Genomic DNA, 15,632 nt, shown 5'->3' on the forward strand with positions numbered 1-15,632 from the left:
CCAGGTCAGGCGGCCGGGGATCCAGCACCACATCGCCGTCGTGCGAGCCCGCTCAGGCGCGCTGCAGCAGCGCATCCGTTCCCGCCCATGGCGTGACTCCAGTCAGGCCCGGCAACTGGGAGACACACTGCGACAGTGGAACGACGAAATGCAGGCCGCCTAACCGAGGTAGCGGGCCAGGAGCTGTCGTTCATGGTCGGGTGTCAAGCCCAGCTCGGTGGCGCGTTCGTGCCCAGCCATGGGCGGTTCGTCGCGCATCCACCGCCAGGTGTCTTGCACAGTGCTCTGAACAGGTCGGCACATCAGGCCGCTGCGGAGCGCGCGTGTGGCATCAACCCGCCACACTCCGTCGTGGGTCCGCCACACCGGAAGCTCTGACCACTGCCGCACACCCACCGCGAGCAACTCCGCGTCGTCGGCCCAGACCAACCTGGCGTCGGAGCCGGTGACCTCGCGGCACGCCTCCAGCAGCTGGGCGAAGGTGACAGCCCCGGCCGGCGCCGCGACATTGAACGCGTCACGTATCTCGGCGCGGATCGCGTGCAGGGCGAAGTCAGCCACGTCACGGACGTCGACCGGCTGGATGAAATGGCTCGGGTCGCCCGGAGCGACGACGGCACCACCGGTGCTGATCCGCGACAGCCACCACGGCAGCCGGCCTACATACTCACCAGGACCAAGCACCACCCCCAGCCGCAGAATGGTGGACCGCCCCGGACCGAATGCCTCCTCGACTGCGACCTCGCAACCGGCCTTCAACCGGCCGTACCGGGTTGGCCCGTCCTCCACATCATCCGGCCCGTACCCCGAACCGGCATCCGGCGGGCAGTCCAAACGGGGCGAAGCCTCGGTCAACGGCCGGGCGGGCCAGTACAAGGGCGCATGGCTGCCGGCTACCCTGACGAACGCTGGACCCTGGCCCGGGTCGCCACGCAGATCGGCAGGTTGTTCCACCGTCGGGTGAGGCTGCAGACGGTGTCGGTGGTGCTGCAGCGGATGGGCTGGTCCCCGCGCATCGGGCCCGGGAGCGTGACGAGGCCGCGATCGCGCATTGGCGGCGTTACCGGTGGCCTGCGGTAAAAGGGTAGCGCGCAGTCGTCTGTTTCGCCGACGAGTCCGGACTCACGCTGAGACCAGCCAAGGCCCGCACCTGGGCCCCGCGCGGCAACACCCCCGTCATCCGGGTTCCCGGCCGACGCGGCCTGCGGCTGTCGATCGCGGGCATGGTCTGCTATCGACCCGGGCACCGCGGCCGGCTGCTCTACCGCCTGGTCGTGCACCACGGCCGCAAGGCGAAACCAAAGGCCTGAGGGAGGACGACTTCGCCGGCCTTCTCGACTCCGCCCACCAGTAACTGAAGGCACCCATCGTGCTGATCTGGGACGGCCTGCCCGGCCACCGCTCGAAGATGACGCGCCGCATGATCGCCGCCCGGCCCTGGCTGCGCGTCTTTCAGCTCCCCGGCCACGCACCCGAACTCAACCCCGCCGAGAACGTGTGGTCCAACCTCCGCCGCAGCCTGGTCAACTACGCCGCCGCGAACGTCACCGCCCTGGCCCAAGCCGCCAGAACCAAGACCTCAACACTCTCGGTACCGCCGCGAACCCTCAGCCGCAGACCGGGTCATGCTGGTCCGCAGGCTTCGGCAACAACTACTCCGGCGGCCCCAGCTTCTCGGTGGTCAACGTACCGGGAAGGGTGAACTGGGGCAACTCCCTTTCGACAATGTGGGCGGCCCCGTTCGGGTTCACCGATCGCGACAGCATCCAGTTGTCCTGCTACGTCTTCGGCGGCCCGGCCGGTCAGTACGGCAACAAGCTTGGTATCTGGCCTACGACGCCACCCGCAACAGCTACGGGTGGATCAACGACACCAACCTCAACACTCCCGGCACCGCCACGAACCCGCAGGTCCAGACCGGCCGCTGCTCGGAAACCGGGTGTCCCGGCATGATCCTCTGACGTCATCGGCGAGACCTCGGCGCAGCCGATGACGTCAGCAACCGAGGGCCGCGCGTATGGCGCGCGGCCCTCCATGATGTCGGGCAGGTCGCCAGCCCTCGGCAGCCCGTGTCGGTGTCCGCCGGGACGGGGTAACGGCAGCGTCCAGCTGAGACCAGCGCTCATCGAACGGCGATTCGCACGAGACAGATCTTCACCATGATCGATCTCACCGTTGACGGCAGTGCCGGTATTCGTTGCTACCCCTGCGGCCCAGCCTGTATCGATCATCGGTTCCGGTAGCCGAATAACCAGGTCCGTGGCTGCCGGGCGGGGTGATCAGTCGGATGGGGCGGACGGTGGTGTCGTCGATCAGGGCGATGTCGGCTTCGGGGTGAGCGAGGTAGGCGGCGATGGCGATCGGCCTCGATCAGTCTCGGTGGAAGCAAGGGGAGTAGATACGCCTTCCCAGACCCGTCAAGGTTTGTGGCTGTGCTAACCATGCGGGTGCCTCGGCGATGGCCGGGCGACTGCTACCGCCAGGGGTCGAGGCCTTGAGATGGGCCCGCCGCCGATTTGTAGGCGGAGTACGTCTGTTCGACTGCTCTGCGCCTGGCGTCGCCCTGCGACGATGGATCGATGCGTGTTACTCGCACAGCTGTCCTTGCCATCGGCTCGGTGTTTGTCCTCGGCGTGTATGGGGTGCTGGTGTGGAACGCTCCCCGCATCGTGGTCGGGTCGTCGAGGCTGCGGGCGATCACCGATGCCGGGCAGCGGGCCACGGTCGAGTACAACGCCCGGGTCCTCATGGTGTCCCTCGCCGGCGCGGTCGTGGTCGTCGTCGGCCTCGCCTTCACCGCCCGCACCTACGCCCTCAACCAACGAGGCCAAACCCTCCTCCGACGAGGCCAGGCCAACGAACGGTTCTCCCGGGCCCTCGAACGCCTCGGCTCCCCGGAACTCTACGTACGCATCGGCGGAGTCCACGCCCTCGAACACCTCCAGGCCGACGACCCCGACCACCACACCAACACCCAGCAAGTCCTGATCGCCTTCATTCGCGAACGCACCCCCCGCACCCGAACACACACGTCCCCACAACCCGGCCGGTGGATGCACCCACCCACACCTCACAAATCAGAACCGGAGGCCCTTCCAGTCGAGCCTGACGCCGACGTGCAGGCCGCACTCACCCTGGTCACCCGCGCATCCACGCAGACCAGCGTCCGTACCGACTTCCAACGCCTTCACCTGGGCGGCGCGGACCTGTACCGCGCACACCTATACCGAGCGCACCTGATGGGCGCGGATCTGATGGGCGCGGACCTAGGCGGCGCGAACCTGGGCGACGCGAACCTGCGGGGCGCGAACTTGCGCCGCGCGAACCTGCTCGGCGCAAACCTTGGCCGCGCGGACCTGACCGGCGCGGACCTGCGCCGCGCGAACCTGCTCGGCTCGGAGCTGAGTCACGCGAACCTGACCGGCGCGGACCTGCGCGGCACGCACTTGATCGGCGTGGAGTTGAGCAGCGCGAACCTGCGGAGCGCGAACCTGCATGGCGCTAACCTGAGCCGTGCGGTACTCAGCCGTACGAACCTGACCGGCGCTGACCTGCGCGGTGCGGACCTGAACGGCGCCGACCTTAACGGCGCCGACCTGAGCCGTGTAATTTTTGACGACAGCACGAGATGGCCTTCGGGCTATCCGGTACCCCCGAGGCGACCTCAAACCTTCTGAGCTATAGAGCCGCGAAAATGCACCATACATCAACTTTGGATTCTGATAAATGAACATTGAGCATCTCTTTAAGAGGCTATCCGAGACGCCCAGCATGCTTCTCCCAGATGGTCGTTACGCCACAGTGGTCGCCTTCATCGAGGGGTGTAACGCGGGGACCGAATGGAGACTACTGGACGGTTTTAACGAATGGGTTCAGGGGCAGTTGTACGGTGCGGGGTATAAAAGCTCGTTGCATTGGTCACTGATCATCGCTGGTCGATATGAAGCCCGCCTACTTGACGGAACAGAGGGGCTTTCTGGAATTTCCTCAGAAGCTGAGGTGCTCGCGATCGGTTTGCTGTTAGAAAAGTTAAATGAATTTGTGTCACGATGTCGCGCGTCAGAATCTTTGGCACAGGGGTTTGTTGGTCCTGAGCTAAGGAGTTGACCATGGGTCGTCCGCCCCAGTTCCCGGTCGAGGACAAGCTGCGCATCGTGCTCAGCGTCCTGTCCGGGGAGATGACGATCGTCGAGGCCGCGAGGCGCAACCAGACCAGTGAGCAGTCGATCGGCCGGTGGAAGCAGCAGTTCCTCGAAGGCGGGAAGGCGGGTCTGGCCGAGGGCGGCCGGGTCGTCGACAACCCGCGTGAACGGGCCCTCCAAGAGCAGATCGACGAGCTGACCAGCGCTCTCGGCGAGGCGCATGTCGAGTTGCGGGTGTGGAAGAAGTCCGCGGAGTACCGGCTGGCCCCTTCGAGGACCTCGAGGTGATCCGCGTAGCTGCGGCGATGCCGGTCTCGAGGTTCACAGCGCTGACCGGCATCCCGCGTCGCACCTACCACCGGTGGCAGGCCAACGCCCGGGCCGGCGGTCGGGCGAAGGGGCCGTGGCCGGCACCGGTCGTCGACCTGATCGAGCCCCTCGTGGCGAAGTACGCCGACGACTGGCCGGGCTGGGGACACCGCAAGATCTTCGGCCTGATGCGCGCCGACGGCATCGCGGTGTCGATCTCCAGTGTGGAGCGGGCGATGCGCCGCCGCGGCCTGCTCCAACCCGTCGACTACCAGGGCCTGCGCCGGGAACTGGCGAAAGCGCGCAAGGCGGCGTTCGCCGACCCGCCGACCGGGCCGTTGCAGGTGTGGCAGCTGGACTTCTCCGAGTACGAGACCACCACCGGCGGGGTCTGGCGCCTGGCCGGGGTCTGCGACTACTACTCGAAATACGAGTACGGATGGCACATCGCACCCACCTGCACCGGCGCGGACGCCATCGCCTCGGTGCGCCTGGCGATCGCCGAGGCCGAACGCCTCGCCGACGGAGTGCCTCTCGCGGAGCAGCTCACCGACCCAGCCACGGGGAAGATCACCCGGATCAAGCTGGTCACCGACAACGGCGGCGCGTTCAAGGGCCACGCCTTCGCCGCGTTCATCGCCTCCCGCCCCGAGCTCCTCCACATCCGCACCCGCCGCAAGAGCCCAGGCCAGAACGGGGTCCGGGAACGCGCATTCGGCAGCCTCAAATACGAGCACCTCTACCGGATGGAGATCGAGACCCTGCCCGACCTGCACCGCGAGGCCGAAGCGTACCGGCAGGTCTTCAACCACATCCGCCCGCACGAAGCCCTCGGGTTCTACCGGCCGATCGAGGTCCACCACGATCCAGGACTGAAACCCCAGCCCACACCCAAGATCCCGAAACCCAACCTTCAACCGACGAATCTTGAGCCAGGTTCTTGACGCGGGACAACGACATGGAGATTTTGCTGCCCACGCATAGGTTATGTCGGTATCTATGAGTTCATTCCATCCTCCTCCATGTCGATCGGACGGCGGACAGAGCGACGTTTTCGGCCTCCCCGACCCGTGCGGGTTGCTTGGCCAGAGCACACGCGGTCTGATATGCCGCGACGGCACGTAGCTCGGGCCGGTGTGTCATCAGGCTGAACGTGGCCGCGCGATCAGCTGCGATCAGCCGCCGCCCGCAGCGCGGCGAGCCTGGCGCCCAGCTGCATGCGAGCTTCGGTGACGGCCTTCGGATCATCTGCCACTGCTGCGCACCCCACTCGTTCCGTGCGGAGAATAGTTGACCCATACTCGATGTGAAAGCTACATTTGCCCAGCTCAAAACAGCATCGCAAAAGCGAGACTCGATCGCTCTCCGGAGGCGGGATGTCTGATGATCGACGGGTATCGGTAGCCTCGCTGGGTGACCGGTCATGTGTTCATCAGCTACAGCCATGCGCCTGATGCCGGGTATGTGGATCAGTTAGCAGCACATCTGTCGGCTGCGGGCGTGACGGTGTGGCTCGACCGGGAGATTGTCAGTGGTGACCGGTGGGATGACCTGATCCGGGACCGGATCGATTCATGTGCGGTGTTCGTAGTGGTGATGTCGCCTGCTTCGGAGGCGTCGCCGTGGGTGAAGCGCGAGATCAACCGTGCCGAATCGATGGGCAAGCCGATACTGCCGTTGCTGTTGGCGGGCCGGGTATTCTTCCGGCTCAGCGATCTCCAGTACGAAGACGTGATCGGCGGCCTCATGCCGCCGGAAGGCTACGTTCACAGACTCCGGCAGCGTCTGTCGGCATCGACTGCGTCGGTAGGCACAGCCGCCGAGGCGACGCTCACCCGGCAGTTCAACGACGCGAAGGCCCTGTCCGACCGTCGCGATTACTCGGGGGCGGCAAGGCTGCTGGAGCATGTCGTCACCGGCCGTACCTCAGTCCTGGGCGCCGACCACCCCGACACGCTGTCCGCCCGGCAAGCCTTGGCAGACAACATCGGTGACGCGGGCGATCCGCACAAGGCGGTGCGCCTGCTTCGAGAGTTGCTCGCAGACGACCTCCGGACCTTGGGCGCCGACCACCCTCACACCCTGACCGCCCGGCACAACTTGGCGTACTACGTCGGTGAGGACGGGGATCGGAAGGAGGCGGTGCGCCTGTACCGGGAGGTGATCGCCGACGGCACCCGCGTCCTGGGCGCCGACCACCCTCACACCCTGGACGCCCGGCACCTCATGGCGTACCACGTCGGTGAGGACGGCGACCGGAAGGAGGCGGTGCGCCTGTACCGGGAGGTGATCGCCGACCGCACCCGCGTCCTGGGCGCCGACCACCCTCACACCCTGAGCTCCCGGCACTTCATGGCGCTCTACGTCGGTGAGGACGGCGACCGGAAGGAGGCGGTGCGCCTGCTCCGGGAGGTGATCGCCGACCGCACCCGCGTCCTGGGCGCTGACCACTTTTACACTGCGGCCAGTCGTGATTGGCTTAAACACTTCGGCGGATAAGCAGCTACCTGCCCGTTGCGACGGACTTCAAGACCACCACCAAACACAGCGCTTAGCTGCTCAGATACGCCTTCGCTTTCCCGTTGACCGCCCATCCTCCGCAGGCGAACGGCACCGCCTCCGGAGAGCTTCGTATCGGGGTACGAGGCCCATGAGTCCAGGTACGCTGAAGCACCCTTCCCAGTCGACGATCGTTCCTTCGGAGTGGTCCACTATCTGTGGATCGAGCATCTGTAGTAGAGGGTGTTCTGGCCGGTCAGAAAACACATCGGTCTTGCGAACCTCGATGACGATCGCCCGGACTGATGCGCCGAGCTGCGGTGCTGCCAGCCCGGCGCCGTTGAGCGATCGCAGGCGGTCGACCATGCCGGCCTGCGCCACGAGCTGGGCAGCTATTTCGCCACACTGATCGCCGCCTACCGCAAGCGACCGGATCCGCCCGGCCTCATCGGCAGCCTGGCGAGCACCGACGCCCCGCGGCTGACGCCGTACGACGTCATCGCCACCAGCGAGATGCTGCTGCTCGGCGGCTTCGAAACCGCGGTCAACTTGATCGGCAACGCCGTGCTGGCCCTGCTGCGCCACCCCGACCAGCTCACTATGGTCCGCGACGACCCGTCGCTGACCGGCCCCGCCGTCGAGGAGACCCTGCGGTACGACCCGCGGGTCCAGTACCCCTTGCGGGTCGCCCGGACCGACACCACCTTCGCCCGCTCGCCATCCGCGCCGGAACCCCGATCGTGGTCCTGCTCGCCAGCGCCAACCGCGACCCGAGCGTCTTCGCCGACCCGGCCACCTTCGACCTGAGCCGGCCCAACGCGCACCGGCATCTGGCGTTCTCCGCCGGAGCGCACTATTGCCTCGGCGCCGGCCTGGCCCGAGCCGAGGCCGCCGCCGCGCTGGCCGGCCTGCTGCGCCGCTACGCACGGCTGCGGCTGGCAGGGACGGTGACGCCCCGGCAGTCCCGCGTCATCCGCGGCCCCCTACGACTGCCCGTCTAGCTGGCCCGACGGCTGGCTCGGATGTGCGATGCCGTAGTTTCGGACCGCCTATGACACGGAGGTGATGCTCAGCACCACTTCGCCGTAGGCGGACGGAACCGTTCCCAGGCCCAGCGTGCACAGCAGGTAGGACACGGCAGGAGTAGTCACTGTCTGCAGCACGGAGTCGCCGGCGAACAGCCCGCTGACCACGGTGCCGGTGAAGGTGACGATCAGCGCTGCGCCGGCGACGGTCGCCGTGGTGTTGGCCGTGATGGTCGAGGTCTGGCCGGTGTTCCACGTGATGGTGAAGGTCGTGGTGCCGGCGGCGAGCAGCGACGTGCAGCTGCTGGGACGGGTGATGTTGGTTGTACGGACGCCGGACGTCAGACCGGGCACGGTCGCGGAGACGCACGGGCTGTAGATGGTGGTCGCCTGGATGGCGATCGGCACGACCGTCGCTGTCAGCGGCGGGGAGTAGGCGGTCGTCTCGGAGCTCGGCGGGGTGCAGGTGACGTCGAGCAGAGTGGCCTGGGCCGGCTGCGTCATCGTCACGAGGCCGGTCGCCGCCAGGGCGGTGACCGTGCACAGGCGGACCAGCATGCTGGCTAGTTTGCGCATCAGTGGGGTCCTTTCGTCGGCACTCCACGACACAGACCGTGTGAGCCGCGTTCCACGACCACACCGCAGACCTAGGCATCACGTTCGTGCGTCCGGGCCGCCGCAACAAGCCCCGCCGCCACGGCAGCCTCGCACCCGTCCGCCAATGCATCGAATCGATCTTCGGCACGTTGAGAACCATTTCAGCCTCGAACAACACGGCGGACGATCGTCACCGGCGTCTTCACCCGCGTCGCCCAACGCCTCCTCGCCCCCGCCGCAGCCGTCTGGCACAACTGGACCGCCGACCAACTCACCAAACGATCACTGACCGCGTACGACCATCAGGTGTCGGTCTGCGGTCAGAGCGGTACGAAGTACTGCAAGAACTACAATGGCAATATTGTCGGCGGCTGGTTCCCCAGTGTGGCCGAATGGACCCGACGACTGCCGGGAATCGTGACGCGCCGCAGCGGACCACCTCTTCAGGCGGGCCAATGACTCCGTTCATGACCGGGATTTCCTATCTTCCTCATAGGAGCAACTACCGGCGCCCCGGCGACGCGTTGACCGTGGTGTCGCTGGACAGCCTCGTCCGGTCATAAATCAGAAGACCCTCATCGCCATCGCCGGGCAGCTCAAGCGCAGCAGGTCGCATTCATTTTCCCTCCGTAAGGAAGCCGCACACTACCTCACGCGGCAAGAGGTATACCTTCACCTATTTTCGCTGGTGGAGTTCATGGTGACGATCATCGTGGCCAACAACAACACCAACACCTTGGGCGACACTGGTGACGACGAACCAGAAGGTGCCTGTCCTGGCGTTGCTGCCGAACCCGACCGGTCAGTGCGCTCGGTCTAACGCCGCTCAGGGTAGCGCCGACCATTCTCTGCAAAGGCGCTGCCCGAGCTGCTCACCGCAGCAGGCCAAGGCTCAGCTCGGCAAGGAAATCGAGTTGGGCGAAGGCGACGGCCCACGGGTCTGACTGGGCCACCGCCTCGGGATGTACGGGTTCACATCGATTGATCTCGACAGAGGTTGCCTGCGGCTGCTGGAATGTTTCCATGTCTGGACAGGACTGGGTCCCTGAAGACGCCGTACGCCGGGGTCTTCGGTGCCATGAGATCGTGCTGTTTTGCGGTGCCGGTATCAGTATGGACGCCCCCGCTACTTTGCCGGACTGGAATTCGTTTCGTGATGAGACGATCCGGGCTGTGGCTTCGGTTGACGGTGCGCTGTCTGATCTGGTGCCGGTCCTGATCGATAGGGAGCCGATGGCAGCCGGGCGGCGCGGGCTTGCCCCTGAGGTGATCGCCTCGCAGACGCTGGCGGTGTGTCCGGACTATTTTGATTGCCTGTCAGCGCTCGATCACGATGACTGGAACCGCAACCACGCGCTCATTGCCCATAGCGTGAAGGCAGGGCTGGTCAGGCAGATCATCACGACCAATTTTGACCAGCTTATCGAGAAGGCGTTGACCTCTCTTGGCGTCGCGTTCCATGTTTACCGTACCGATGAGGACTTTGCGCAATGGACGGCAGCAGGGCCTAGGGCTGCCGTCGAGGTGTTCAAGCTGCACGGTTGCCTGTCTGATCCGGATTCGATAGTGGCCACCGTCGAGCAGGAGGCCGTTGGTGTAAGTCCTGCCAAAGCCGGCGTGCTGCGCCAGATCTGGCCAGGGCAGATTGGTCTTTTCTGGGGATATAGCGGCGCCGATCTCAAGGCCGCACACGATTATCTGCGTCTGGCGGAGTGCGCGGAGCACCTCCGCGCAGTGATCTGGAACCTGTACTCAACCCCGGACTGGCGTGAGGAACCGCTTCCGGAGCTGCGTCAACTCCTCGACTCTCTCGCGGGTAAAGGACATATCGTCTACTGCGACATCGCGTCGATCCTGGCCGGGATGCTCGGCGTGAGCGGGCAAGACCTGGGCGTCCGCACTGGGGAAGACTCGGCTGGGATTAAGGCCAGACGTAACGCCGAGCTTGGCGCCGCGATCCGCGCCTGGGCCAGTGCATCGCTACGGCCGGAACAGGCATTGGAAATCTTCGGCGAGCTTCTCGAACGCATTGATGAACCCGGCGCCGCGTTGGCCTGCTACGAGCGGCTTGGCTCACTCCTGGTGAACGAAACGGGTGAGGCGGTGCGGGTGCTGGAGGCACACGCGGGCACCCGCCAGGCATTGCTGCTATGTGCACTGGGTTTGACCGATGAGGCGGAATGGGTCCGGGCCAAGACCCGTGAGGCAGCAGTCGCGGTCGGGTCGGTTGATTCGCTGATCACCCTGGCGATGGTGCATGCCCGGCTCCTGGCTGAGCGCGACGGTTTCCTGGCCTCGTTGCAGCCACGCGCGTTCGCTCATCGTGTTGCCCGCTGGGCGTCGCCGGCCGGTGTACGCGCCCAGTTGGAGCTCAGCCTCGATACAGCCCGAGAGTTCTTCCGTCAGGGCTTGGTCGAGGAATCCCTCGCCGCGCTCGACGATCTAGACAGCCAGGCGCAGGAGGGCGGCTTCCTCGAAATTCGCAGCCGGGTACTGGCGTTGCGGTCGCAGGTCCACCGTGCCTGGAACGAGTTGGCGGAGGCGCTTCGCTGCGCCCAGGAGGCTGAGAAGATCACCGTTTCTTTGGGGCTTGAGCGTGACACGCGGCTTCTGCGGTATCAGCGCATCCTGCTCGAGGCCAGGCTTGAGCAGACCACCTCAGTCGCCGCGGAGGACCTCACCGATGCACTGCGATGGGCCAGCTCGGGCGGAAGCGGGCGAACCGAGGCGGAGGTATATCTGGACGCCATAGAAATCCTCGAGACACGGCCGCAGGAAACCGCTGCCGATCTCGCCCGGATGGCGGCGTGGGCGCTGAAAGCGGGGGAGCGGAACATCTATGTCAGGGCCATGTGGCACACGGCATGGATCCATCAAGATCTCGGTGATTCGGATGCCGAACTTGCCGCCATCGACAGCGTCTTGCCCGACCTGCACCTACTCGCCTTTGACGGTTACGCCGGGCGGCTGGTGGAACGGTATGCGCTGCTTAAACAGGCTCAAGGTGCCGAGCCCGCCGCGGTGCTCGGCTACCTGGACACGGCCATCAGCGTCCGGCGAGAAACACGCAGCCACTCACCTACTGCCGAGGACGAAGCCGCACGGATCCGATCCCTTCTAGGCCTAGGCGGATGGTCAGGCACCTATGTGGAGTTTCTTGACGACTGGCTGAACGGGACACCGCTGCGGAATCTGGTGATCGAGTTCTTGGGTCTTGAGTTCGAGGAGATGGATTCTGGCGTGACAGTGAACTATCTGGCCCAGGCGATGGAGTCACGCTACGGGTTAGCTGGGTCACGCTCGCGAAGCCTCGTACGCAGCTCGATGCTCGCCGAGGGGATCCGCCGCGACGGCGACCCCAGCACCTCGCTTGCGATCGCCCTGCAGTCGTTGTCGGCTGCGATCCGGCTAGGCGACCGGCAGCTTGCTGCGATGTTTCACAACCAGGCCGGTCTCTGCCTGTTTGACCTCGGTCGAATGCCTGCGGCACTCGACCATTTCACTCACGCAGTCGGCCGCGCTGAGTCCGTGAGCGACGACCGGCGGCTACACCACTACTTCCACAACATGGCCGTTGTCTACAGGGAACTCGGTCGACACGACGCCGCCGTCGCTTGTCTGCGTAAAGAGCTCGATGTGGCCAGGCGTCGGCAAAATTTCACCGTGTACCAGCAGGCGTGCACCTTGATGGGCGACTCGCTGAAAGAACTGCGCCGCATGCCCGAGGCAGTTGAATTCTTTGACCAGACTCAATACTGCGCCTGGATCCTGAACGATGCCGATCGCATGGTCAAGGCTGCACGGCAGCTCGGCAAGGCATATCACCAATTAGGCGAATACGAATTTTCCATCGCACACCGTGCGCAGGCCGCCGAAATCTGCGAAGCCCGCGGAGACATGTCCGCCGCAGCTGACGCCCTTCTGCTTGTCGCTTTCGCCTATGACGACAAGCTGGGTCGTGGCTGGGACGCGATCCCTTACTACCGCTACGCCATCACCCACACCAGCGACGACGATCCACTGGACCCCCAAGTGTTTGGCCTGCTGGCTCAATGCGAACAAGATTTACCGGAGGTCGCGTCATGGCTACATTCACTCATCGCTGGTCACGTTACCTCACCACAAGAAGCCGACGGCCTTGCCGTACCGCTGGCACTGCACCTCGGCTTCAATTTATGGCACTACGAACTGCGAAGCTGGGCGGCATGGACCGAACGGCACCTGCCGCCGGTCGTCATCGGACATGCGCTGCTCACCCTCGGCAAAACCGCCCGAGCGCGACGCCAATGGCAACAGGCAACGGACATGTTCGAACTGGCAATCCAGCTGGCAAAAGGCCCACCAGTCTTCGAACTTATGGACCAGGTGCACGATGAAGCCCATATCGAACTGGTGGACACCAAACGGATGTCCGGTCAAAGCTAAAGTCGGTCATCCCCGAACGGAGGGTCTCCGACGGAGGCTCCGGACCTCCGGGTCTCGCGACGAAGAGCCGGCGAACATCCACGGATTTACGCTGCGCTCACCGGGCCTGGAACGCCGGTGCTGGCGCCGCGGCTGCCGCTGGCCGTCTCCGTCCCGCAGCGGATCGGCGTACCGTCCGGGCGGTTTCCCCGGACCTGGATCATCACCACCTGGGTGCCCGGCACCCCCGCCGACCGCGCCCCGGTCACGCGATCGGCGGACGCGGCCGAGTCACTCGCCGCCTTCCTGACCGCGCTGCACAGGTCGGCGACCGCTGGCATGTCTGGCACAACCTCGCCGAGGCGGTGCGGAAAGAGGTGGCAGCGCACAGCTCCTGCTGGGCCAAGGCCGGGCCGCCACCGCAGGACGGCACCCGAGCACAGACCACCCGGCAACGCTGGCAGCAGATCCACGACCTTCTCGGCAGAGGCGTCGCCCTGATGGAGTGCGCCCGGCGGCTCAACCTCATGCTGAACACCTTCGAACGGTACGCCCGCATCGCCGAACCCGAACGCCTCGTCCGGGCACCCCAGTACCGCCCGACCCTCGTCGACCCCTACCGCGACCACCTGCGCCAACGCCGCGCAACCGACCCGGCAACGTCGATCCTTCAGCTCCTCGCCGAGATCAGGGAACTCGGCTACACCGGCAGCCAGAACCGGCTCTACCGCTACATCACCCAGGGCCGCGTCGAAGCCGACCACCCCAACCTCTCACCCCGATGCCTGACCCGCTACCTCCTCACCCGCCCCGAACAGCTCAAACCCCACCAACAGGAACTCGTGGAGGCAATGACCGGGCGCCTGCCACGAGATGACCGCACTGGCTGGCCTCGTGCGCTCCTTCGCCGCGCTGCTCACCCCGGCCGAAGGCAACACTGACCTCCTGACCGCGTGGATCACCGAAGCCCGGTCCGTCGACCTACCACACCTGCACGCCTTCACCCGCGGACTCGACTTCGACCGCGACGCCGTCAACGCCGCCCTGACCAGCCCGCACCACAACGGCGGCACGGAAGGCGTCAACACCAAGACCAAACTGATCAAGCGACAGATGTACGGACGAGCAGGCTTCGAGCTCCTACGACACCGGATCCTGCTCGGCTAGACATCACCTAGCGTCACCACCGAATGAGCGACAGAGCCGAATCAGCGACAGAGCCGTTCGTGTTTGACAGGCCCGTAATTGGCCAGCAAGGTCGTGCTGGTGGAGGCCTTGATGTCGGACGGTAACGACGGCGGTGGTCCCGTCCGCCGCCACGGTGTGCGTGGCAACGGTTCTTTCCCTCATGTCGGTCTCCGTCCTCTCGGTCTCCCAGCCCATCAGGCCACGCCGGGCGCTGTGATGGGAGATGGCAGGGGCTCGGCCGGTAGAAGCTGACCGGTCCGGGGCCGCGCGGGCAGGAGCCTGTGTAAGCAGGTGTGACCGCGGCCGAGAAGAGGCCATTGCCGTCGCCGAACAGATCCTGGGACTGACCTGATCGCAGCGAAGCGCTTCCTCCGCCTGCACCGGCCCGCGCCTCACGGACGCCACGGCGTGGCGTCAATCCACTATCTTCGAAGCCACGCTTGTGATGACGGTAGGAGCCCTATGAAATCCCGAGGAGCGCTCGGCGCGGCCGTCTTGATTCTCGGCATCGCCTCAGCCGTCCACGCCTTTCTCACGTACCAGCGCGACATCAACCCGAACGTCACCACCGACATCGTGCGCCCGACATTTGGAACGGTCCAAGCCGTGGTCGCGTCCGCCGCCCCCGGCGTCGTCACGGTGGTGTCCTTTGACGCGGTCAAAGGGTGGGACCCTCATGCCGATGCGGACCCCCGCGGCCGTCATCTACTCTCCGTCGAGGTGATCCTGCCCGCGCCACCTACGGATCCACCGACCGTGGCCGCGATCATCCTGCGCGGTGACGTCGTGGCGGTAAACGAGTTCATCAGCGGACCTGCAACAGCTAAGTACAGAGAAAATTCCGAGTACGACGTCTACGTCGCTGCCGCAGCCGACGCGGATCCACAGACCGGCCGGGCCGTGGCACGTTTTCGTGTCGAGACCCGCGCGCAGTACGGCTGGTGCGGCCGAACTCAGTGCTTCATCCAGGCCCCGACCGTCGACTCGCCACTGCTGGAGCCCAGACTCGCGGCCGCCAACGGCGACCCGCGAGTCGACATCGGTTCGTGGTGGAGGACATACACCAATCCTCAGCCGCTGCACAACGAACCGACGACCGTGGCCGGAACGCTGATCGTGGAAGCGGGACGGCTGCCGCTCACTGCGACCCTGGCATCCAGCTCGCCCCCGGCCAGCATGACCAACAACCAGCGCCTTGAGTGGAGATCCGATGCCAGGTTCAGCGCCACGGCCACCCTGACCGAGGGTGAGATGGAAGCCACCCGACAGGACCGGTTGTTTCTCGTCGGCGTCGAGATCGGCGCGGCCACCGCCCTCATCCCCTGGGGTCTGCAACTGCTGGTCGACCTCGCCCCCACCCGCTGCCGCCGAGAACCTTGACCCGCAGGCCGAGATCCGAACAAGCTCGCCGGGCAGATCCGGTGCGACAACGCGGCGAGGAGCGCAGAGATTACCGAAGCCGAGTCGT

The 15,632-nt window shown here is 65.6% G+C and carries 12 protein-coding genes and 4 pseudogenes; 12 read left to right on the plus strand and 4 right to left on the minus strand.

The features are described 5' to 3' along the window. Window positions 1-159 precede the first annotated feature (159 nt). Complete coding sequence (locus tag F4553_RS00255) at window positions 160-954, minus strand: Rossmann-fold NAD(P)-binding domain-containing protein (protein ID WP_312875045.1); 795 nt, start codon at window positions 952-954, stop codon at window positions 160-162. On the opposite strand from F4553_RS00255, the gene F4553_RS42770 reads away from it, so the two are divergent. The 7 genes and pseudogenes from F4553_RS42770 (at window position 883) to F4553_RS00285 (ending at window position 6,950) form a co-directional block, all read left to right on the plus strand. Next, the gene (locus F4553_RS42770) at window positions 883-1,080 is read left to right on the plus strand and encodes a winged helix-turn-helix domain-containing protein (RefSeq protein WP_184830641.1); all 198 of its coding nucleotides are present in this window, start codon (window positions 883-885) and stop codon (window positions 1,078-1,080) included. The genes F4553_RS00255 and F4553_RS42770 overlap by 72 nt on opposite strands. Before the next feature lie 29 nt (window positions 1,081-1,109). Next, window positions 1,110-1,310: pseudogene (locus F4553_RS42775) on the plus strand (hypothetical protein); the annotation flags it as partial. Between the two features lie 59 nt (window positions 1,311-1,369). Beyond that, the gene (locus F4553_RS42780) at window positions 1,370-1,702 is read left to right on the plus strand and encodes a transposase (protein WP_221469631.1); all 333 of its coding nucleotides are present in this window, start codon (window positions 1,370-1,372) and stop codon (window positions 1,700-1,702) included. An 877-nt stretch (window positions 1,703-2,579) separates the two neighbouring features. Continuing rightward, the gene (locus F4553_RS00270; protein ID WP_184830643.1) at window positions 2,580-3,677 is read left to right on the plus strand and encodes a pentapeptide repeat-containing protein; all 1,098 of its coding nucleotides are present in this window, start codon (window positions 2,580-2,582) and stop codon (window positions 3,675-3,677) included. Window positions 3,678-4,109: 432 nt separating this feature from the next. After that, a complete protein-coding gene (locus F4553_RS00275; RefSeq protein WP_184830645.1) occupies window positions 4,110-4,430 on the plus strand; it encodes a transposase in 321 nt (106 codons plus the stop codon). Further along, on the plus strand, window positions 4,427-5,395 hold the full coding sequence (locus tag F4553_RS00280) for an integrase core domain-containing protein (protein ID WP_221469632.1): 969 nt from the start codon (window positions 4,427-4,429) through the stop codon (window positions 5,393-5,395). Before F4553_RS00275 ends, F4553_RS00280 begins: the two co-directional genes overlap by 4 nt. A gap of 469 nt (window positions 5,396-5,864) precedes the next feature. After that, on the plus strand, window positions 5,865-6,950 hold the full coding sequence (locus tag F4553_RS00285; RefSeq protein WP_184830647.1) for a tetratricopeptide repeat protein: 1,086 nt from the start codon (window positions 5,865-5,867) through the stop codon (window positions 6,948-6,950). A 60-nt stretch (window positions 6,951-7,010) separates the two neighbouring features. Here the strand turns inward: F4553_RS00285 and F4553_RS42165 are convergent, their stop codons facing one another. After that, on the minus strand, window positions 7,011-7,535 hold the full coding sequence (locus F4553_RS42165) for a peptide deformylase (RefSeq protein ID WP_184830649.1): 525 nt from the start codon (window positions 7,533-7,535) through the stop codon (window positions 7,011-7,013). Window positions 7,536-7,666: 131 nt separating this feature from the next. On the opposite strand from F4553_RS42165, the pseudogene F4553_RS00295 reads away from it, so the two are divergent. After that, window positions 7,667-7,951 (plus strand): annotated as a pseudogene (locus F4553_RS00295) (cytochrome P450); the annotation flags it as partial. Between the two features lie 48 nt (window positions 7,952-7,999). On the opposite strand, the gene F4553_RS00300 reads toward F4553_RS00295, so the two are convergent. Next, window positions 8,000-8,551, minus strand: a complete 552-nt coding sequence (locus F4553_RS00300; protein WP_184830659.1) for a hypothetical protein — start codon at window positions 8,549-8,551, stop codon at window positions 8,000-8,002. A gap of 893 nt (window positions 8,552-9,444) precedes the next feature. Beyond that, window positions 9,445-9,597, minus strand: a complete 153-nt coding sequence (locus tag F4553_RS00305; protein WP_184830661.1) for a hypothetical protein — start codon at window positions 9,595-9,597, stop codon at window positions 9,445-9,447. Between F4553_RS00305 and F4553_RS00310 the strand changes: the two genes are divergently transcribed. The 4 genes and pseudogenes from F4553_RS00310 to F4553_RS00325 all read left to right on the plus strand — a co-directional run bounded on the left by F4553_RS00310 (window position 9,596) and on the right by F4553_RS00325 (window position 15,544). Next, window positions 9,596-12,997, plus strand: coding sequence for a tetratricopeptide repeat protein (locus F4553_RS00310; protein WP_184830663.1), 3,402 nt, complete (start codon window positions 9,596-9,598; stop codon window positions 12,995-12,997). The genes F4553_RS00305 and F4553_RS00310 overlap by 2 nt on opposite strands. Window positions 12,998-13,111: 114 nt before the next feature. Continuing rightward, a pseudogene (locus F4553_RS40450) lies at window positions 13,112-13,315 on the plus strand (phosphotransferase); the annotation flags it as partial. Next, window positions 13,267-14,143: pseudogene (locus tag F4553_RS00320) on the plus strand (transposase); the annotation flags it as partial. The pseudogenes F4553_RS40450 and F4553_RS00320, both read left to right, overlap by 49 nt. Before the next feature lie 516 nt (window positions 14,144-14,659). Beyond that, window positions 14,660-15,544: a hypothetical protein gene (locus tag F4553_RS00325; protein WP_184830667.1), complete on the plus strand. Its 885-nt coding sequence runs from the start codon at window positions 14,660-14,662 to the stop codon at window positions 15,542-15,544. Window positions 15,545-15,632: the final 88 nt, after the last annotated feature.

It is taken from the genome of Allocatelliglobosispora scoriae (assembly GCF_014204945.1).
GTDB classification, from domain to species: domain Bacteria; phylum Actinomycetota; class Actinomycetes; order Mycobacteriales; family Micromonosporaceae; genus Allocatelliglobosispora; species Allocatelliglobosispora scoriae.

Excerpts from the sequence above, each read along its gene's own strand:
- F4553_RS00270 (WP_184830643.1), top strand. The coding sequence starts at position 2,580 with ATGCGTGTTACTCGCACAGCTGTCCTTGCCATCGGCTCGGTGTTTGTC.
- F4553_RS00275 (WP_184830645.1), top strand. The coding sequence starts at position 4,110 with ATGGGTCGTCCGCCCCAGTTCCCGGTCGAGGACAAGCTGCGCATCGTG.
- F4553_RS42770 (WP_184830641.1), top strand. The coding sequence starts at position 883 with ATGGCTGCCGGCTACCCTGACGAACGCTGGACCCTGGCCCGGGTCGCC.
- F4553_RS00305 (WP_184830661.1), bottom strand. The coding sequence starts at position 9,597 with ATGGAAACATTCCAGCAGCCGCAGGCAACCTCTGTCGAGATCAATCGA.
- F4553_RS00310 (WP_184830663.1), top strand. The coding sequence starts at position 9,596 with ATGTCTGGACAGGACTGGGTCCCTGAAGACGCCGTACGCCGGGGTCTT.
- F4553_RS00300 (WP_184830659.1), bottom strand. The coding sequence starts at position 8,551 with ATGCGCAAACTAGCCAGCATGCTGGTCCGCCTGTGCACGGTCACCGCC.